The sequence below is a fragment of the Pseudomonas sp. R76 genome, from assembly GCF_009834565.1.
GTDB lineage: Bacteria > Pseudomonadota > Gammaproteobacteria > Pseudomonadales > Pseudomonadaceae > Aquipseudomonas.
This window is the reverse complement of the sequence record NZ_CP019428.1, coordinates 1929947-1946152: the sequence shown is the minus strand read 5'-3', so window position 1 is coordinate 1946152 and position 16206 is coordinate 1929947. Positions and strand designations below refer to the sequence as shown.

The 16206-nt window shown below is 61.4% G+C and carries 19 protein-coding genes; 14 read left to right on the top strand and 5 right to left on the bottom strand.

The features are described from left to right. Positions 1-72: 72 nt before the first annotated feature. The gene (locus tag PspR76_RS08885; protein WP_159954859.1) at positions 73-1260 is read left to right on the top strand and encodes a cyanate transporter; all 1188 of its coding nucleotides are present in this window, start codon (positions 73-75) and stop codon (positions 1258-1260) included. A 137-nt stretch (positions 1261-1397) separates the two neighbouring features. Further along, on the top strand, positions 1398-2333 hold the full coding sequence (locus tag PspR76_RS08880) for a LysR family transcriptional regulator (RefSeq protein ID WP_159954858.1): 936 nt from the start codon (positions 1398-1400) through the stop codon (positions 2331-2333). 3 nt (positions 2334-2336) lie between these two features. On the opposite strand, the gene PspR76_RS08875 is transcribed toward PspR76_RS08880, so the two are convergent. After that, positions 2337-2699 carry a 5-carboxymethyl-2-hydroxymuconate Delta-isomerase gene (locus tag PspR76_RS08875; protein WP_159954857.1) on the bottom strand — a complete coding sequence of 121 codons (363 nt, stop codon included), beginning with the start codon at positions 2697-2699 and terminating at the stop codon, positions 2337-2339. A gap of 114 nt (positions 2700-2813) precedes the next feature. Further along, positions 2814-3749: a LysR substrate-binding domain-containing protein gene (locus tag PspR76_RS08870; protein WP_159954856.1), complete on the bottom strand. Its 936-nt coding sequence runs from the start codon at positions 3747-3749 to the stop codon at positions 2814-2816. 129 nt (positions 3750-3878) lie between these two features. Between PspR76_RS08870 and PspR76_RS08865 the strand changes: the two genes are divergently transcribed. The 3 genes from PspR76_RS08865 to PspR76_RS08855 are packed head-to-tail and all read left to right on the top strand — an operon-like array spanning position 3879 to position 5073. Continuing rightward, positions 3879-4118: a hypothetical protein gene (locus PspR76_RS08865; protein WP_159954855.1), complete on the top strand. Its 240-nt coding sequence runs from the start codon at positions 3879-3881 to the stop codon at positions 4116-4118. Beyond that, a complete protein-coding gene (locus PspR76_RS08860; RefSeq protein ID WP_159954854.1) occupies positions 4115-4684 on the top strand; it encodes a hypothetical protein in 570 nt (189 codons plus the stop codon). The genes PspR76_RS08865 and PspR76_RS08860 overlap by 4 nt, the downstream gene beginning before the upstream one ends. Then, positions 4681-5073, top strand: coding sequence for a VOC family protein (locus tag PspR76_RS08855; RefSeq protein ID WP_159954853.1), 393 nt, complete (start codon positions 4681-4683; stop codon positions 5071-5073). Before PspR76_RS08860 ends, PspR76_RS08855 begins: the two co-directional genes overlap by 4 nt. 156 nt (positions 5074-5229) lie before the next feature. Here PspR76_RS08855 and PspR76_RS31020 read toward each other — a convergent pair whose 3' ends face one another. Continuing rightward, on the bottom strand, positions 5230-5376 hold the full coding sequence (locus PspR76_RS31020) for a hypothetical protein (protein ID WP_174245599.1): 147 nt from the start codon (positions 5374-5376) through the stop codon (positions 5230-5232). 198 nt (positions 5377-5574) lie between these two features. Between PspR76_RS31020 and PspR76_RS08850 the strand changes: the two genes are divergently transcribed. Both PspR76_RS08850 and PspR76_RS08845 read left to right on the top strand, forming a co-directional pair. Next, positions 5575-6879 (top strand): MFS transporter, encoded by a 1305-nt coding sequence (locus tag PspR76_RS08850; protein WP_159954852.1) that lies wholly within the window; start codon positions 5575-5577, stop codon positions 6877-6879. Then, positions 6879-7637, top strand: coding sequence for a substrate-binding domain-containing protein (locus tag PspR76_RS08845; protein WP_159954851.1), 759 nt, complete (start codon positions 6879-6881; stop codon positions 7635-7637). Before PspR76_RS08850 ends, PspR76_RS08845 begins: the two co-directional genes overlap by 1 nt. On the opposite strand, the gene PspR76_RS08840 is transcribed toward PspR76_RS08845, so the two are convergent. Then, positions 7629-8531 (bottom strand): LysR family transcriptional regulator, encoded by a 903-nt coding sequence (locus tag PspR76_RS08840; protein ID WP_159954850.1) that lies wholly within the window; start codon positions 8529-8531, stop codon positions 7629-7631. The two genes, PspR76_RS08845 and PspR76_RS08840, sit on opposite strands and share 9 nt — an antisense overlap. A gap of 215 nt (positions 8532-8746) precedes the next feature. On the opposite strand from PspR76_RS08840, the gene PspR76_RS08835 reads away from it, so the two are divergent. The 7 genes from PspR76_RS08835 (at position 8747) to PspR76_RS08805 (ending at position 15135) form a co-directional block, all read left to right on the top strand. After that, on the top strand, positions 8747-9598 hold the full coding sequence (locus PspR76_RS08835; protein ID WP_159954849.1) for an STAS domain-containing protein: 852 nt from the start codon (positions 8747-8749) through the stop codon (positions 9596-9598). Between the two features lie 2 nt (positions 9599-9600). Beyond that, entirely contained in the window at positions 9601-9963 is a 363-nt protein-coding gene (locus PspR76_RS08830) for an STAS domain-containing protein (protein ID WP_106576990.1), read from the top strand. Next, entirely contained in the window at positions 9960-10364 is a 405-nt protein-coding gene (locus tag PspR76_RS08825; RefSeq protein ID WP_159954848.1) for an ATP-binding protein, read from the top strand. Before PspR76_RS08830 ends, PspR76_RS08825 begins: the two co-directional genes overlap by 4 nt. Beyond that, entirely contained in the window at positions 10355-11362 is a 1008-nt protein-coding gene (locus PspR76_RS08820) for an ATP-binding protein (RefSeq protein ID WP_159954847.1), read from the top strand. The genes PspR76_RS08825 and PspR76_RS08820 overlap by 10 nt, the downstream gene beginning before the upstream one ends. Beyond that, complete coding sequence (locus tag PspR76_RS08815) at positions 11355-12218, top strand: sensor histidine kinase (protein WP_159954846.1); 864 nt, start codon at positions 11355-11357, stop codon at positions 12216-12218. Before PspR76_RS08820 ends, PspR76_RS08815 begins: the two co-directional genes overlap by 8 nt. Beyond that, positions 12208-14142 (top strand): response regulator, encoded by a 1935-nt coding sequence (locus tag PspR76_RS08810; protein ID WP_159954845.1) that lies wholly within the window; start codon positions 12208-12210, stop codon positions 14140-14142. The genes PspR76_RS08815 and PspR76_RS08810 overlap by 11 nt, the downstream gene beginning before the upstream one ends. A 99-nt stretch (positions 14143-14241) precedes the next feature. Beyond that, entirely contained in the window at positions 14242-15135 is an 894-nt protein-coding gene (locus PspR76_RS08805; protein WP_174245598.1) for a hypothetical protein, read from the top strand. A gap of 42 nt (positions 15136-15177) precedes the next feature. On the opposite strand, the gene PspR76_RS08800 is transcribed toward PspR76_RS08805, so the two are convergent. Beyond that, positions 15178-16203: a histone deacetylase family protein gene (locus PspR76_RS08800; RefSeq protein WP_159954844.1), complete on the bottom strand. Its 1026-nt coding sequence runs from the start codon at positions 16201-16203 to the stop codon at positions 15178-15180. Positions 16204-16206: the final 3 nt, after the last annotated feature.

Genomic DNA, 16206 nt, shown 5'->3' with positions numbered 1-16206 from the left:
CCAACGACTTTCTGATTTGCCCCTCTCGCCCCTGCGTGGCCTGATTCGCCCTTGTCTCTTCAAGGCCCGCCCATGGAAAACGTCCGCACAAAACCCACCACCGCCGTTTGGCTGATGATCAGCGTGGTACTGGTGGCCCTTAACCTGCGCCCATCGATGGCGGCCGTCGGCCCGCTGTTGTCGTCGATTCGCGGCGATGTGCCGTTGAGTTTCAGCAGCGCGGCCTTGCTGACCATGTTGCCGGTCATGGCCATGGGCCTGGCGATGTTTTTTGGCATGGGCCTGGGCAGACGTGTTGGCGAGCACCGCAGCATTGTGCTGTCGCTGCTGGTGATTGGCGTGGCCACGCTGTCGCGGTTGTTTCTGGATTCGGCGCTGGAGTTGATCGTCAGCGCCATCGCTGCCGGTGTCGGTATCGCGATGATCCAGGCGTTGATGCCGGCATTGATCAAGACCCGCTTCAGCGACAACGTTTCGCTGTTCATGGGCTTGTACGTCACCGCCATCATGGGCGGTGCGGCGTTGGCGGCTTCGTTCGCGCCGTTCGTGCAGGTGCAGACCGGCAGCTGGCGCATCGGCCTGGCGATCTGGGCGGCACTCGCGTTATTGGCGTTGCTGTTCTGGTACGCCCAGCGCTCGGCAATGCCGCCGCTGCCCCAAGCCGGTTCCGGCCCTCAGGAATCTTTTTTCGGTAATCGTCGCGCCTGGTTACTGGCGATCTTCTTCGGCCTCGGTACAGCGTCCTACACCTGCGTACTCGCGTGGCTGGCGCCGTATTACGTGGAGCAAGGCTGGAGCGAGCAGAACGCCGGTCTGCTGCTGGGGTTCTTGACCGCCATGGAAGTGGTGTCCGGCCTAATCACGCCTGCTATCGCCAACCGCCGCCAGGATAAACGCGGCGTGGTTGCTGTGCTGCTGGTGCTGATCATCCTGGGTTTCTGCGGCCTGATTCTAAGCCCGCAACACTTGAGCTTGCTGTGGCCTTGCCTGTTGGGCCTGGGCATCGGCGGCCTGTTTCCGATGAGCCTGATCCTGTCCCTCGACCACCTCGACAACCCGCGCCGGGCCGGTGGCCTGACCGCGTTTGTGCAAGGCATCGGCTACCTGATTGCTGGCCTGTCGCCACTTATTGCCGGGATGATTCGCGACCAACTCGGCAGCTTCGAATGGGCCTGGTGGTCGCTGACCGCCGTGATCGTGGTGATGCTGCTGATCGTCACGCGCTTCAATCCAAAGCATTACGCACGACATATCCACTGACGTCGTGTTGCCAACATTATTTGTCCCACGCAAAACATAGAAACGCCCTACAGCGCTTTCTATTGGCACGACCGTTCCGTTAAGCTTTTGCCCTTGTCGCGCGCTGCCTCAGTGCCAAGGCTTACCGGATGGAACGGATGCTAAACAGTAATTTGCTCAGAAAGCTCGATATGCAGGACTTGATGGTGTTTATCGCCGTCTACGACCAGAGCAGCGTTACCGAGGTGTCTGAAACGCTGTTCGTCAGCCAGTCCACGGTGAGTTACAGCCTGAAGAAACTGCGCACCAGTTTCGAGGATGAGCTGTTTATCAACACGCGGGCGGGGATGCGGCCTACGTACAAGGCGACCACCATGTACGGGCATGTGCAGAAGATCCTCGACAGCATCAACCTGTGCCACGCCGGTGGCCAGGCCTTCGACCCGACACAGAAGGCCGTGACCTTCACGGTCTGCGCGCCGGAATACTTCGAACAGTTGATCCTGCCGCGCCTGCTGAAGAACTTCGACCGCGCCGACCTGCCGGTGAACGTCAATGTGCAGAAGCTGGAAACCGAGATCCCCGCCGACGACCTGCGCGAAGGCCGTCTGGACCTGGTGATTTGCTTCGGCCCGCACTTTCACCGCGCCCATAAAGACTTCAAGACCCAGATGCTGCTGGAAGACGATTTGGTCTGTGTGTTCGATAAACGCGCGGCGCCGCGGGAGTCGGCGTTCAGCCTGCAATCCTTCGTCGAACGGCGCCACGTTTTTCCGACGCCGTGGTCCTCGGACACCAATATGATCGACGGCTGGCTGGCGCGTCAGGCCCACAAGCGCCAAGTGGTCGCCCGGGCCAACAGTTACAGCGCAGCCTTGAAGATGATCACCGGCACCGACTTTATCGTCACCCTGCCCCGCCGCGTGCAAAAGCTGCTGGCGCCCGCCAGCGTGTTCGGCCATTGCGAAGCGCCCAACGGTTTACCGGGGTTTACCCTGGACATGCAGTGGAACGAAACCAGCGGCCAGGACAGCGCCAATACCTGGTTTCGTGAGCAGGTGGTGAAAGTGTGCGCGGATCAAGGGTTGTTGTAACCCTCAGCCAATGGCGACTTTACTGTAGGACTCGCGATCCATGTCGACCAGCAGGACGCTGAGCTGAACCTGTATATCCGCCGGCCATTCGCCCATGTCCTGCAACGCCGCCAACAGGCTTTCCGACAACTGCTGCTTGACCTGCGGTGAGCGCCCGCTGAGCAGCGACAGCTTCACGGCGATGAAGCCGCGTGGGTTCAGGGACGTGCCGACCTGGAAACTCTCGACCTTCACGGCGCGGCTTTTGATATCGAACTCGGAACCGAACTGCCCGGATGCCATCAGCACATTGTTGAGCCGCAACAGGGTTTTCTCGACGGCCAGGCCTGTCAGGTTGGCGGTGTATTCCAGGTGCAGGTGCGGCATGAAAGGCTCCGAGTTGTTGTAGGAAAAGAGACATACGTATAGCACGCAGCCGCACTGAATCAGAGCGCTTTAAAGGTGAAACTTCGTTCAGCCGGTTCGGTTTGAACGGTTATCTCAAGACTTTGCCGTCAGCACCGGCAGCCTGTCGCGTTCGCTCATGAACGCCTCCAGCCGCGAACGCATCCAGCGTTCCGCCGGGTCAGTATCGACGTGGCTGAGCCAGACCATGGACAGGTCAAGAGTCGGCGTTTCAAACGGAAACGGCTCGCAGAACAGGTTGCCGCCAGCCGCCATGGCCTGGGCAGTGTAGTCCGGCAGGCTGGCGATCATGTCGGTGCCGGCGAGCAAGGCCGGCAGCGCACTGTATTGCGGCACCGACAGCACCACATGACGCTTGCGGCCAATCTCGGCCAGCCATTCATCGGCAAACCCGGACACGTTGGCGGTGTGGGACACCAGCACATGGGGGCGTGCGCAATATTCGTCGAGGGTCAGCGGTTTGTCCGAGGCGTCGGCACGTAACAGGCAGGGGCGGATATGCCGCAACAATTTACGCTTGGCATTCGCCGGCAGGCCGCGGGTCTGGGTGATACCGACGGTGATATCGCCGGACGCCAGCAGGTCGGGGATGCGCCAGTAATCCACGTGCTGCACCACAAACACCACCAGCGGTGCTTCCTGGCGCAGGGCACGCAGCAAGGGCGGCAGCAGGCCGAACTCGACGTCATCGGACAAACCGATGCGGAAGGTCATGGTGCTTTGGGTCGGGTCGAAATCGTGGGTCAGGCTCAGGGCCGAGGACAGGGAATCCAGGGCCGGCGACAGGTGCTGGATGATCTCCTCGGCCCGTGCAGTCGGCTCCATGCGGTGCCCAACGCGAATAAACAGCGGGTCATTGAACAAGGTACGCAAACGGTTGAGGGCGGAACTGATCGTTGGCTGGCCGAGAAACAGCTTCTCCGCCACCCGCGTCACGTTGCGCTCGAGCATCAGTGCTTCGAAGACCACCATCAGGTTGATGTCGGCCTTGCGTAATTCATTGCGATTCATCGGCGCCTGCCCCTTTCCCCAAGACAAGCCGCAGTTTAGAAAGCCCACGGGGCTGCGTCTATGTGAACACTGTTCATCGCACGGCTTTGGGACTATAAATCAGCTCTTTAAGGTCACAGGAACACCATCGTGCTGGTCATTATCACCTTGGCCATCGTGGTGGCCGGGTTGTGTCTCTGGGTTGTCCGGTTCATCGCCAATGCCACCGTCAGGACACTGACGCGGGTGTTTATCGGCCTGTGCCTGGCTGCGGTGATCGCGTATCTGGTGCTGGCGGCGGGGTTTCCGACGTCGTTGCTGGTGCAGCGCTTGCCGTTTGCAACGCCAATGCTGATCATGGCGGCCTCTGGAATGGATGCCATGTCGTGATCAAAACCCTCTGCCTTGCCTCGTTGCTGCTACTCGGCGGTTGCGCGCCATTCAAGCTTTACACGGCGCCCGCCCAAGGCCTGCGTGCGCAAATCATCAGCCAGCTGTATACCCCGAACAGCTATAGCAACCTGCTGTCTGTCAGCGTTTCGACCGACACCGGCTGCCGCTTAGGCCGACAAGCCGGCCAGGGCAAGGAAGCGCAGCTGTTCTCTGTCTACAACGCCAAATCTCGCCCTGAGGGTTATCAGCCGATTGCCGCCAACACTCCGCTGCACCTGGTGATGGCGGGCACGGCGAGTGCCAGTCGCGTTTGTGAGCTGGAGCTCATCACCACCTTTGCTGCCGGCGCTCGCTATCGGCTCGAAGGTGGCATTGTCGACAACCCGGCCGAACATGCCGGGCTGTGCCGGTTCAACGTGATCAACGCCGACAGCGGTGAATCACTGGTTCATCTTGAGACCCCCCTGCAAACACTACCCCGACCCGATGCGCCGTTTATCCACGAGCGTTTTTCGGACGACGGCTGCCATGTGCCAGCCACCGACAAGGACCGCCAACCATGAAATTCGCCTACACCATCATCTATGTACCGGACGTGGCCGCCTCCCTGGCCTTCTTCGAAAAAGCCTTTGGCTTCAGTCGCCGTTTCCTGCATGAATCCGGCACCTACGGCGAGTTGGAAACCGGCGACACCACCCTCTCGTTTGCGGCGCATGAGCTGGGCGAGCTGAATTTCGACGGTGGGCACGTGCAGGCGCATGCCTCCAGGAAACCGCTGGGCATGGAGGTGGGGTTCGTCACTGAGGATGTGCTTGTTGCCCATGCCAAGGCGCTGGCACTGGGTGCGACAGAGCTGGCGCCGCCAAGTACCAAGCCGTGGGGGCAAGTGGTGTCTTATGTGCGCTGCCCGGATGGGACATTGGTGGAGTTGTGCACGCCGATAGTGGGCTGAATACAGATCTAATGTGGAATCTGGGAATGTGGGAGCTGGCTTGTGTGGGAGCTGGCTTGCCTGCGATGGCGGCCTAGCAATCAGCCCATGTGTGCCTGATAAAAAGCCATCGCAGGCAAGCCAGCTCCCACATTTTGATCATCATCGTCTGGCTATTCAGGGCTTGAGCGGCCGCTCCTGATCTCGCTCGGAAAGCTCCGTGCCGTCGTCCGGATGTTTCCAGGTCTGCGGCTTTTCCTCTTCTCGCCGCCGCCGAGCCCGCTCCTGTTCGCGCTCATCCGAGTGTTTGTGTTCTTCAGCCATTGCCACCTCCCATCCGTAAGAATTGGTCACGCCTTCAAGCATAGAACAGGGTCGGGATTTTGGCCGCGCCTGGCGATTGATAGCCACGACGCATCAATACATCCAAATTACTCACTTATCATTTCTAAATGTGTCAGCCACTATCCGCGGTCTTAAGCGAAACAAGCACTTTAAAAAGAACGCTGGAGACACAAAACCATGACTAGCCCTTCCCGGCCCGATTCTGCCCGCTCGAAAGTTGGTGCGGTATTCCGCGTTACTTCGGGCAACTTCCTCGAACAGTTCGACTTCTTTCTGTTCGGCTTCTACGCCACCTACATCGCCGCCGCGTTCTTCCCCGCCGCTAATGAGTTTGCGTCATTAATGATGACCTTCGCCGTGTTCGGTGCAGGCTTCCTGATGCGACCGCTAGGCGCGATCATTTTGGGTGCCTACATCGATGACGTCGGTCGCCGCAAAGGGTTGATCGTGACCCTGTCGATCATGGCCAGCGGTACGCTGCTGATCGTGCTGGTGCCGGGTTACCAGACCATCGGCCTGTGGGCACCTCTGCTCGTACTGCTGGGCCGCTTGCTGCAAGGCTTCTCGGCCGGTGCGGAACTGGGCGGTGTTTCGGTTTACCTGTCCGAAATGGCCACCCCGGGCCGCAAAGGCTTCTACACCAGCTGGCAGTCGGGCAGCCAACAGATCTCCATCGTGGTTGCCGCCGCGCTGGGTTATGGCTTGAACGTGTGGATGCAACCGGCCGTGGTTGCCGATTGGGGCTGGCGCATTCCGTTCGCCATCGGTTGCATCATCATCCCGTTCATCTTCGTACTGCGACGTAACCTGCAGGAAACCGAAGAGTTCGCCAACCGCAAACATCGCCCAACCATGCGCGAAGTGCTGGCGACCCTGGTGAAGAACTGGACCGTGGTGATCGGCGGCATGTTGATGGTGGCCATGACTACCACCGCGTTCTACCTGATTACCGTGTACGCACCGACCTTCGGCAAAACCGTACTGCAACTGAGCACCTCGGACGCCTTGCTGGTGACTTTGCTGGTGGCCGTGTCGAACTTTATCTGGCTGCCGATCGGCGGCACCCTGAGCGACCGCTTTGGCCGCAAACCGGTGCTGGTGGTGATGACCGCGCTGACCGTGATCACCGCCTACCCGGCGCTGTCGTTCGTGGTCAACGCGCCGAGCTTCGGCCATATGCTGGAAACCCTGCTGTGGTTCTCCTTCCTCTACGGCATGTACAACGGCGCGATGATCCCGGCGCTGACCGAAATCATGCCGGTGGAAGTACGTGTGGCAGGCTTCTCGCTGGCGTATAGCCTGGCGACCGCGATCTTCGGCGGTTTCACCCCGGCGATCTCGACGTGGTTCATTCACATCACCGAAGACAAGGCCTCGCCGGCCTACTGGATGATGTTTGCCGCGCTGTGTGCGCTGTGCTCGACACTGGCGTTGTACCGTCGTGCCAACACCCGTGGGCAGGTGATGCAGGGGGCTGTGTGATGAAGCAACTGTACAAAACCCTGACGGCTCTGGCCCTCGGCGCCCTGGCGCTGACGACCCAGGCCGAAGAGCTCAAAGTGATGACTTCCGGAGGCTTCACCGCCGCTTATAAACTGCTCGGCCCGCAGTACGCCAAGCAGAGCGGCGACACCCTTGAGACCATCCTCGGCCCGTCGATGGGCAAGGCGCCGGAAGCCATTCCCAACCGCCTCGCCCGTGGCGAACACGCCGACGTGGTGATCATGGTCGGCTACGCACTGGATGACTTGATCAAACAGGGCAAGGTCGACAAGGCCTCGCGGGTGGAACTGGCGGATTCGCGGATCGGCCTGGTGGTGAAAGAAGGCGCAGCCAAACCGGCCATCGGCACCGATGCCGAGTTAAAGGCGGTGCTGAGCCAGGCCAAGTCCGTGGCGTATTCGGACAGTGCCAGCGGCGTGTATGTCGAGAAAGAGCTGTTCAAGAAGCTCGGCATGCCGGCCAAGGGCACGATGATCGAACGCATCCCGGTCGCCGAGCAGGTCGCCAAGGGTCACTACGAAGTGGGCCTGCAGCAGGTGGCGGAATTGTTGCCGGTGCCGGGGGTGACTTACGTCGGCAAGATCCCGGAAGACGTGCAATCGGTCACCCGCTTTGCGGCGGGCATTCCGGTCAACGCCGAACACCCGGCCCGGGCCAAGGCGCTGTTGCAGTTCCTGGCCTCGCCAGAGGCGCAACCGGTGGTGCAATCCACCGGCTTGGACTCGGTGTCACACTGACCGAAACGGCATCTCCCGCACCAACCGCTCCAACTCCAGCGCCGCCGGCGGCAACGTCCGCCCGCGGCGCTTGATCAAGCCCACATTGCGCATCACCTGCGGCTCCACCAGCGGCACACTCACCAGAATCGGGTGCGTGCACGCCGGCATCGCAATCGACGGCACCATCGCCACGCCCAACCCCGCCTCCACCAGCCCGATCATGGTGGTCACGTGGTGGGTCTCGCAGATACTTGGTTTTTTCACCCGCACGCCGCGCAGCGCCTGGTCCAGCAGGAAGCGGTTGCCCGAAGTTTTATCCACGGTGATGTAGTCGTGTTCATAGGCTTCGGCCCAGGTCACGCTCTCACGCTCGGCCAACGGATGGTCGCGGCGACAGGCCAGTACGTAGCGCTCCTGCAACAGCAATTCGAACTCCACCTCATCGGCCAGGCTGCCGCTGAAACTCACGCCGAAATCCGCCTCGCCACTTTCCACTGCGTTGCACACCTCACCGGCGCTGGCGTCCAGCACCCGCAGGCGAATCTTCGGGTAAAGCTTGTGAAACTCGGAGATTACGTGGGGCATGAAGTAGTAAGCGGTGGACGGCACGCAGGCAATCGTGACGTTGCCCATGCGCGTTGACGCGACGTTACTGATGCCCATCAAGGCGACGTCGAGGTCGTCGAGCATGCGCTCCACCTGTGGCAGGAACGCCCGCCCGACCATGGTCAGGCTGACGCGACGCGTGGTGCGCTCGAACAGCTTCACATCCAGCGCCGACTCGAGCTTTTCGATACGCCGGCTCAACGCCGGTTGCGAGATACGGATGGCCTCGGCGGCGCCGCGAAAACTGCCCTTGTCTACCACGGCGCGGAAGGCTTGGAGGTCGTTGAGGTCGAAGTTGATGATCACGGGAAGAGGCCAGTGTGGTCGATTTGGGGGGCATTATCGTACGGGTGGTGAGGGGGCGCCATGTGTGCCTGCACGGGTTTGAATTGACAGCCCGGCTAAAACGATGAAGCCAGTGATATAAGCGCGTTAACACGAAAAACCCACGAAACAATTTAAAACAACCCAACTTAGTATAAATTGCACGCGAACAACCAAAGCCGTTCAAGGAGACTCTCGTGGCAACTCTTCAAGCTCATACAATCCAGGCGCTGCAAGCCCAACGCCCTGCCCTGCTGACCGAATGGATTACGAGCCTCGAGGCTTCGGGAGCCACACGAAACGTCAAGGGGGATGACGTCAAACAGCAAGCTGGCGACTTTCTTACTCTGCTGATCGACGCGCTCCTGCAAGGCGGCCCACAGCAAATAAGCCATGAAAACTGGGCCGAAACCCGGGTCTTCCTGGAAAAGCTGTCGCACAGCCGCGCCTTGATCGGCCAGGACTCGCAACAAACCGCCAGCTTCATTTTCGCCCTTAAAGGCCCAGTGTTCACCTTGCTGCAACGTGAGTACGCCGAACAACCGGCGCAACTGGCCGAGCAACTATGGGAAGTTTCCGAACTGCTGGATTCGCTGGGTATGCACACCATCCGCACCTTCCAGAAGTCCCGTGAGTCGGTCATCAAACGCCAGCAGGAAGAATTGCTGGAGTTGTCCACCCCCGTGGTGAAGCTGTGGGACGGTGTGCTGGCCCTGCCGATGATTGGCACCCTGGACTCGCAACGCACCCAGGTGGTCATGGAGTCGCTGCTGCAACGCATCGTCGACACCGGCTCGGAAATCGCCATTATCGACATTACCGGCGTGCCGACCGTCGACACCCTGGTGGCCCAGCACTTGCTGAAAACAGTCACCGCCATCCGCCTGATGGGTGCCGACAGCATCATCAGCGGCGTGCGCCCACAAATTGCCCAGACCATCGTGCACCTGGGTCTGGACCTGCAAGGCGTGGTGACCAAAGCCAACTTGGCGGATGCTCTGGCGCTGGCGCTCAAACGCCTGGGCGTCACCATCAGCAAGGCTGTCTAAGCATGGAACGCATCCCTATTTTGCAGATGGGCGAGTTTTTGCTCGTGACCATTCAGGTCGACATGCACGACCAGTTGGCCATGACGCTGCAGGACGACCTGTCCGAACGCATCAGCCGCACGTCGGCGCGCGGCGTGCTGATCGACATTTCGGCGCTGGACATGGTGGACTCGTTTATCGGGCGCATGATCGGCACCATTTCCGGCCTGTCGCGCATCATGGACGCGCAGACCGTGCTGGTGGGCATGCAACCGGCGGTGGCCATTACCCTGGTGGAACTGGGCATGACCCTGCCCGGCGTGGCGACCGCATTGAACGTCGAGCGCGGCATGAAACTGCTGCGTGATCGGGTAGAACACTTATGAGCCAGGCCAGCAGCGGCACGCATCCCGTGCTGATCGAACAGGACGTTGTGCTGGCCAGACAATTAGTACGCCGGCTGGCCCAGGACTGCGGCATGCGCCTGATCGACCTGACCAAGCTGGTCACGGCCGTCAGTGAGCTGGCGCGCAACACCGTGGTCTACGGCGGCGGCGGCTACATGGATTGGAGCGTCGTCGAAAAAGACCATCGCCCCGGCCTGCGCCTGACCTTTCGCGATGAAGGCCCCGGCATCCCTGACCTCAAGCTGGCCCTGACCGACGGCTGGACCTCCGGCAGTGGCCTGGGCCTGGGCCTGACCGGCGCCAGGCGCCTGGTGGACGAGTTTGAACTGGACACCGAACCCGGCAAGGGCACACGCGTGACGATCACCCGATGGACCTGAATATTCCCAGCGCTTTGACCCAAGTGCTTTTGATCGAAGATGTCAGCCAAATCGGCTATGCCCGGCGCAGTGCCCAGCAGCTTGCCGAGCTGCTGGGTTTTGATGAAACCGACGCCGGGCGCGTGGCCCTGGTGGCGACCGAACTTGCCAGCAACATCCTCAAGCATGCCGCCCATGGCGAGCTGCACCTGCGCGCCACGGGCAACCAGGGCGTCGAAATGATCGCCGTCGACCGTGGCCAGGGCTTCGACCTGGAAAGCTGCCTGGTGGATGGGTTCTCCACGGGCGGCACGCAAGGCATCGGCATGGGCGCCATCGCGCGCGTGGCTCAGGTCTTTGATGTGCATGCCGATCAGCGGGGCACGGCGATGTTGGCGCGGCTCTACCCACGCACCTCGAACGCGCGGGATATCCGCTATGGCGTCAGCCAGCATTCCTTGCACAACGATCCGGCGTGCGGCGACGCCTGGCACCTGGCAATCGAAGCGGGCCGGTTCAGCGTGATGGTTGCCGACGGCCTGGGCCATGGCAGCGAAGCCGAACGGGCGGCGCGCGCGGGTGAAGAGATGTTCGCCCAAGACCCCTTCCAGGACTCGGCCACGCTGCTCAACGACATGCATATCGGCATGAACGGCACCCGGGGCGGCGCAGTGGCCGTGGCGCAATACGACGCCGTGGCTGACCGGCTGCGTTTCACCGGCGTGGGCAATATCGGCGCCAGCCTGATTGCCTTCGGCAAGTCGCGCGGGCTGGCTTCCCACCCGGGCATCGTCGGCGTGCAGTTTCGCAAGGCACAACCCTTCGACTACGCTCAGGTCAGCGGCCAACTGCTGATCCTTTACAGCGACGGGCTGCAGTCACGCTGGAACCTTGCGGACTATCCCGGGCTTTGCCACCGCCACCCCGCCCTGATCGCCGCCATCCTTCACCGTGATTTCTGTCGCGGCCGGGATGACGTTACCGTCTTCGTGATTGCCCTGGAGGCCATTGATGGCTGACACCATTGCTTCGCTCACCGAGCAAGTGCAACGCCTGCACCAGGAAGCCGACGCCTTGCGTACCGAGTTGGATGAGACCAACCAGGGTGTGCTGGCACTGTATGCCGAACTGGATATGCAGGCCGATCAGTTGCGTCAGGCATCAGACCTGAAAAGCCGCTTCCTGTCGTACATGAGTCATGAGTTCCGCACGCCCCTGGGCTCGATCCTGAGCATCACCAGCTTGCTTGCCGATGAACTCGACGGCCCTTTGAGCCCCGAGCAGCAGACCCAGGTAGGCTTTATCCGCAGCTCGGCGCGCGAGCTGCGGGAGATGGTGGACGACCTGCTGGACCTGGCCAAGATCGAGGCCGGGCGCATTACCATCTCGCCTGCCTGGTTTGACATGTTCGACCTGTTCTCGGCATTGCGTGGGATGTTCCGCCCGATCGTCGACGCATCCTCGGTGGACCTCATCTTTGAAGAGCCCTCGGGCTTGCCCAAGCTCTACACCGATGACAAGAAGCTGGCGCAGATCCTGCGCAACTTTATCTCCAATGCCTTGAAGTTCACCTTGCAAGGTGAGGTGCGCGTGTCGGCACGCATGGAAAGCGCGCACGAGATCCGCTTTGCGGTGCAGGACACTGGCCTGGGCATTCCTGCCGAGCTGCACAACAACCTGTTCGAAGACTTTTCCCAGATCGACTCACCGCTGCAAAAGCGCCTGCGCGGCACCGGCCTGGGGCTCTCGCTGTGCAAGCGCTTTGCCGAGCTGCTCGGTGGCCGGGTCGGGGTGCAAAGCGCCCCAGGTGTTGGGTCGATGTTCTTTGTGATCATTCCTCTGTCTATCGCGGGCGGGCCTGTCGATGAATCGTGACATCCAGCTGCTGATCGTCGACGACAACGCCGCCACCCGCTATGCCCTGCGCCGGCGCCTGGAAAGCCATCACTACCGCGTGCTCGAAGCCGGCACCGGCCAAGAGGGCCTGGACCTGATCGCGAGCAAAAAGATCGACGGGCTCATCCTCGACGTCAATCTGCCGGACATGAGTGGCTTCGACATCGTACGCGCGCTGCGCGCCGACCCGGCGACCGCCCTGCTACCGGTGGTGCATGTCTCGGCTGCGTCCATCGAAACGGGCGACATCATCACCGGCCTGGACGCCGGCGCCGATGCCTACCTGATCCACCCGGTGGACCCGGACGTGCTGCTGGCGACCCTGCGCACCTTGCTGCGCGTGCGTGATACCGAATACGCCTTGCGCGAGAGCGAGGCGCGCTTTCGCGAAATCTTCTTCAACATCAGCGCGCCGATAGCCGTCATGGACCCGCAGTTGAAGGTGCATGAATGCAACCACGCGTTCGCCCAACTGATCCAGGACAACCTGAACCCTGACGCCTTGCTCGAATGCTTTGCCAGCGATCAGCTCGCCGTCATCCAGGAGTTGTGCCTGCGTCTCGCCGCGGGAGAGCGCTGGAAAGGCACCTTGCAAATGCAAGTCGACGGCCAGGTGCGCGAAACCGAGTGGCAAATCTCGCCTTATCGCCGGGCCGAACTGAGCCTGGTGTTTGTCGAAGACGTCACCGAGCATCGCCATCGCGAGCGCCATCAGTTGGCCGAGCTGACCAACGCCACCACGCAGCTGGCGCGCACCGAGGCGCAGTTGCTGCAGGCACAGAAGATGGACGCGCTGGGCAAACTCACCGGCGGCATCGCCCACGACTTCAACAACCTGCTGACCGGGATTATCACCAGCCTTGAGCTGATCAAAAAACGCCTCGACACTCAGCAAACCGAGAAGGTCAAGGCTTATGCCGATGCCGCATTGAGCTCGGCCCTGAGCGCCGCCGGCCTGACCAACCGCCTGCTAGCGTTTGCCCGCCAGCAGCCTCTGGACACGCGCCCGGTGGATATCAATGCGCACATCCGCTCACTGGAGGAGCTGCTGGTGCGCACGATCGGTGAACACATCGCGCTCAAACTCGAGCTGACGACCCACCCGGCCGTGGCGCTGGTTGATCCGATCCAACTGGAAAGCGCAGTGCTGAACCTGGTCATCAATGCCCGCGATGCGCTGCCCAAGGGCGGCGATATCTGGGTGACCACCTACCCTGCTTACTCCAACGGCAACCTGAAACTGGAAAACGGCGCCTACATCGCGCTCTCCGTGCGCGATAACGGCGTGGGCATCGAACACAGTGTGATCGATAAGGTGTTCGACCCTTTCTTCACCACCAAGCCGCTGGGCCAGGGCACCGGGCTGGGGCTGTCGACCATCTACGGCTTTGCGCGCCAGTCCGGCGGCGACGCACAGATCCGCAGCGTCACCCGCCAGGGCACCGAGGTCACCATCATGCTGCCCGCTGCCTCGGGCCCGGCGAGCATAACCACCAAGCCCGTTGCAGCGCCCGGGCTCAGCAGCGGCGAACACGTGCTGATCGTCGAGGACATGCCCTCGGTGCGCAGCTTCGTCGCCGAGGTGCTGGTCGACGCCGGTTACCGCTGCAGCGTGGCGGCCGACGGTGATGAGGCGATGGCCACCCTGCGCCAGGACACCAGCATCGACCTGATGCTTACCGACGTGGGCCTGCCTTACATGACCGGGCGGGAATTGGCCGATGTCGCCCGAGGCCTGCGCCCCACGCTGCCGATTCTGTTCATGACCGGGTATGCGGAAAACGCGGCGAATCGCCAAAGCTTCCTGGGGGAAGGCATGGACCTGATCTCCAAACCGTTCCATATCGACGAGTTGCTGGAGAAGATCCGCCGCGGGCTGGACGGCCTGCCAGGCACCCATTAAGGGGGGACACGCAGGCCGCCCCGGCTAAATTGCAGGATGCTGTGCGGTGCCAGGCTTGGTACCGTGACCGGCCTTGCAATCCGCAACCGGCACCGAACAATGACTCAACCCAATAAGAACTATCGGCCCCTGCACCTTGCATCGTGGGCGCTCGGCCTGCTGTGCACCGCCACCCTGGGCTTTTTTGCCTGGCAAAGTTTTTACCCGGTGCGCGCCGCCGATTCGTGGAGTTATCAGGTTTTGCACACCGATGTGGCCAAGGCCGCGTCGTTGATGCCCATGGCTGACGGCTCGTTGATGGTCACCGAGGAACTCAAGGACGGGCTGGGCAGCATCGTGCACATCCGGCTGGATGGAACGCGCGACGTCGTGCTTGGCAACCTGTCCAAACCCGACGGGATGTTGGCCACGCGGGGCGGCTGGGTGTTCAGCCAGGAAACCGGCAACGCCCCCGTTAGCTTTCTCAAGGACGGCGTGGTCACCGAATTGTTCAAAGGCGAAAACGTGCAAGGCCTGTGGGATGAAGGCGACTACCTCTATGCCATCGAAGACCGCAGCCATTCAGGACGCCTGCTGCGCTATCGCTGGAGCGACCAGTCACTCAGCGTACTGCGTGACCAACTGCACGAAGGCGAGTCCATCACACGCTGTACCGATGGGCGAATGCTCTACACGGAAAAGAAAAAGGGTGTGGTGCGTGAGCTGACGGATGACGGCAGCGATCCGGTGGTGCTGTCGGGCCTGAACAAGCCGACCTTCTTGATGTGTGATGAACGTGGGTTGTGGGTCAATGAAGACTCGACGCATCGGGCGCGGTTGCTGTTGATTGATAAACACGGGCAGCAACAAACGATCTTGTCGTTCTTGAAGGCGCCGCAGTCGATTGTGCGCACGGGAGACGGTACTTACTTACTGGCAGAAGGTGGCCGTAACCGAGTGCTGAAACTGGTGGGTAAGTCGCTGGCAATTGCCAGCGACGACGTGAAGCATTGACCCTGCACGCAGAAGGGCCGAACAGCAGAGGTTGGCGCCCGCCTATCGTGCCCACGCCTTGGGACCGTCAAAAAACGCCTGCGCATTGCTGTCCAGCGTCTCCAGGTGATACCCGCCCTCTTGCACGATCACACAGGGTAAACCCAATTGCCGTATGCACTCGCCCAAGCGCGCGAACCCTTCGCGCGTCACCGCCACTTTGCTTTGCGGGTCGAGCTCGTAGATGTCGAACCCCAAGGACAACACCAGCACATCCGCTGAGAACTGCTTCACTGCCGACAAGGCTAATTCGAGTTTTTCGAAGAACACCTCTTCGCTGGCGCCGTGGGCCATCGGCAGGTTGAGGTTAAAGCCTTCACCGGCAGCCACGCCGCGCTCGTCGGCAAAGCCTGCTACGCCGGGGTAGAAGTTGGTTGGGTCGCCATGGATCGACACATACAGCACGTCATCACGAGCGTAGAAAATCTCCTGGATGCCCTGGCCGTGGTGCATGTCGGTGTCGAGAACGGCGACACGCTGGAAACCTTCGCGCAAGACCTGCGCCGCCACCGCCGCATTGTTGAGGTAGCAAAAACCGCCTGCCGCCTCGTGACGGGCGTGATGGCCCGGCGGGCGGCACAGCGCGTAGGCGGCAGGCGCGCCAGCGAGGATGTCTTGGGCGGCGGCCACCGCACTTTGCGCCGACCAATAGGCGGAACGCCAGGTCAGTTCGCCCACCGGGCAACTGCCATCCGCCAGGTAGCGTGCAGCCTGGGCGAGGATGCCGCGCAGGGCATTGGGCTCGCGCACGAAGATGTTCGACATGACTTCGTCGCCCCAGTCTTCGGGGATTTCCTTCCAGCGTTGGTGCGCTTCCTCAAGGAACGCCAGGTAGGGCGCGCCATGTACTGCAAGCAATGGCTCGAGGCCGTAGTCAGCAGGTTGCTGAATCTCGAAGCCCAAGGTCTGCGCGGCTAACAGCAAGTTGCGCGCGCGCTCGGGGACTTCCTGCGGCGTGCGCATCTGGCCGCGGGAGTAGTAGCTGCGCGGGTGATGCAACAGTTGTTCTGGGTGGAAAAACGTACGCATGTG

Coding starts and splice junctions, on each gene's coding strand:
- PspR76_RS08885 (WP_159954859.1), top strand. CDS start 73: ATGGAAAACGTCCGCACAAAACCCACCACCGCCGTTTGGCTGATGATC.
- PspR76_RS08880 (WP_159954858.1), top strand. CDS start 1,398: ATGCTAAACAGTAATTTGCTCAGAAAGCTCGATATGCAGGACTTGATG.
- PspR76_RS08875 (WP_159954857.1), bottom strand. CDS start 2,699: ATGCCGCACCTGCACCTGGAATACACCGCCAACCTGACAGGCCTGGCC.
- PspR76_RS08870 (WP_159954856.1), bottom strand. CDS start 3,749: ATGAATCGCAATGAATTACGCAAGGCCGACATCAACCTGATGGTGGTC.
- PspR76_RS08855 (WP_159954853.1), top strand. CDS start 4,681: ATGAAATTCGCCTACACCATCATCTATGTACCGGACGTGGCCGCCTCC.
- PspR76_RS31020 (WP_174245599.1), bottom strand. CDS start 5,376: ATGGCTGAAGAACACAAACACTCGGATGAGCGCGAACAGGAGCGGGCT.
- PspR76_RS08850 (WP_159954852.1), top strand. CDS start 5,575: ATGACTAGCCCTTCCCGGCCCGATTCTGCCCGCTCGAAAGTTGGTGCG.
- PspR76_RS08845 (WP_159954851.1), top strand. CDS start 6,879: ATGAAGCAACTGTACAAAACCCTGACGGCTCTGGCCCTCGGCGCCCTG.
- PspR76_RS08830 (WP_106576990.1), top strand. CDS start 9,601: ATGGAACGCATCCCTATTTTGCAGATGGGCGAGTTTTTGCTCGTGACC.
- PspR76_RS08825 (WP_159954848.1), top strand. CDS start 9,960: ATGAGCCAGGCCAGCAGCGGCACGCATCCCGTGCTGATCGAACAGGAC.
- PspR76_RS08820 (WP_159954847.1), top strand. CDS start 10,355: ATGGACCTGAATATTCCCAGCGCTTTGACCCAAGTGCTTTTGATCGAA.
- PspR76_RS08815 (WP_159954846.1), top strand. CDS start 11,355: ATGGCTGACACCATTGCTTCGCTCACCGAGCAAGTGCAACGCCTGCAC.
- PspR76_RS08810 (WP_159954845.1), top strand. CDS start 12,208: ATGAATCGTGACATCCAGCTGCTGATCGTCGACGACAACGCCGCCACC.
- PspR76_RS08805 (WP_174245598.1), top strand. CDS start 14,242: ATGACTCAACCCAATAAGAACTATCGGCCCCTGCACCTTGCATCGTGG.
- PspR76_RS08800 (WP_159954844.1), bottom strand. CDS start 16,203: ATGCGTACGTTTTTCCACCCAGAACAACTGTTGCATCACCCGCGCAGC.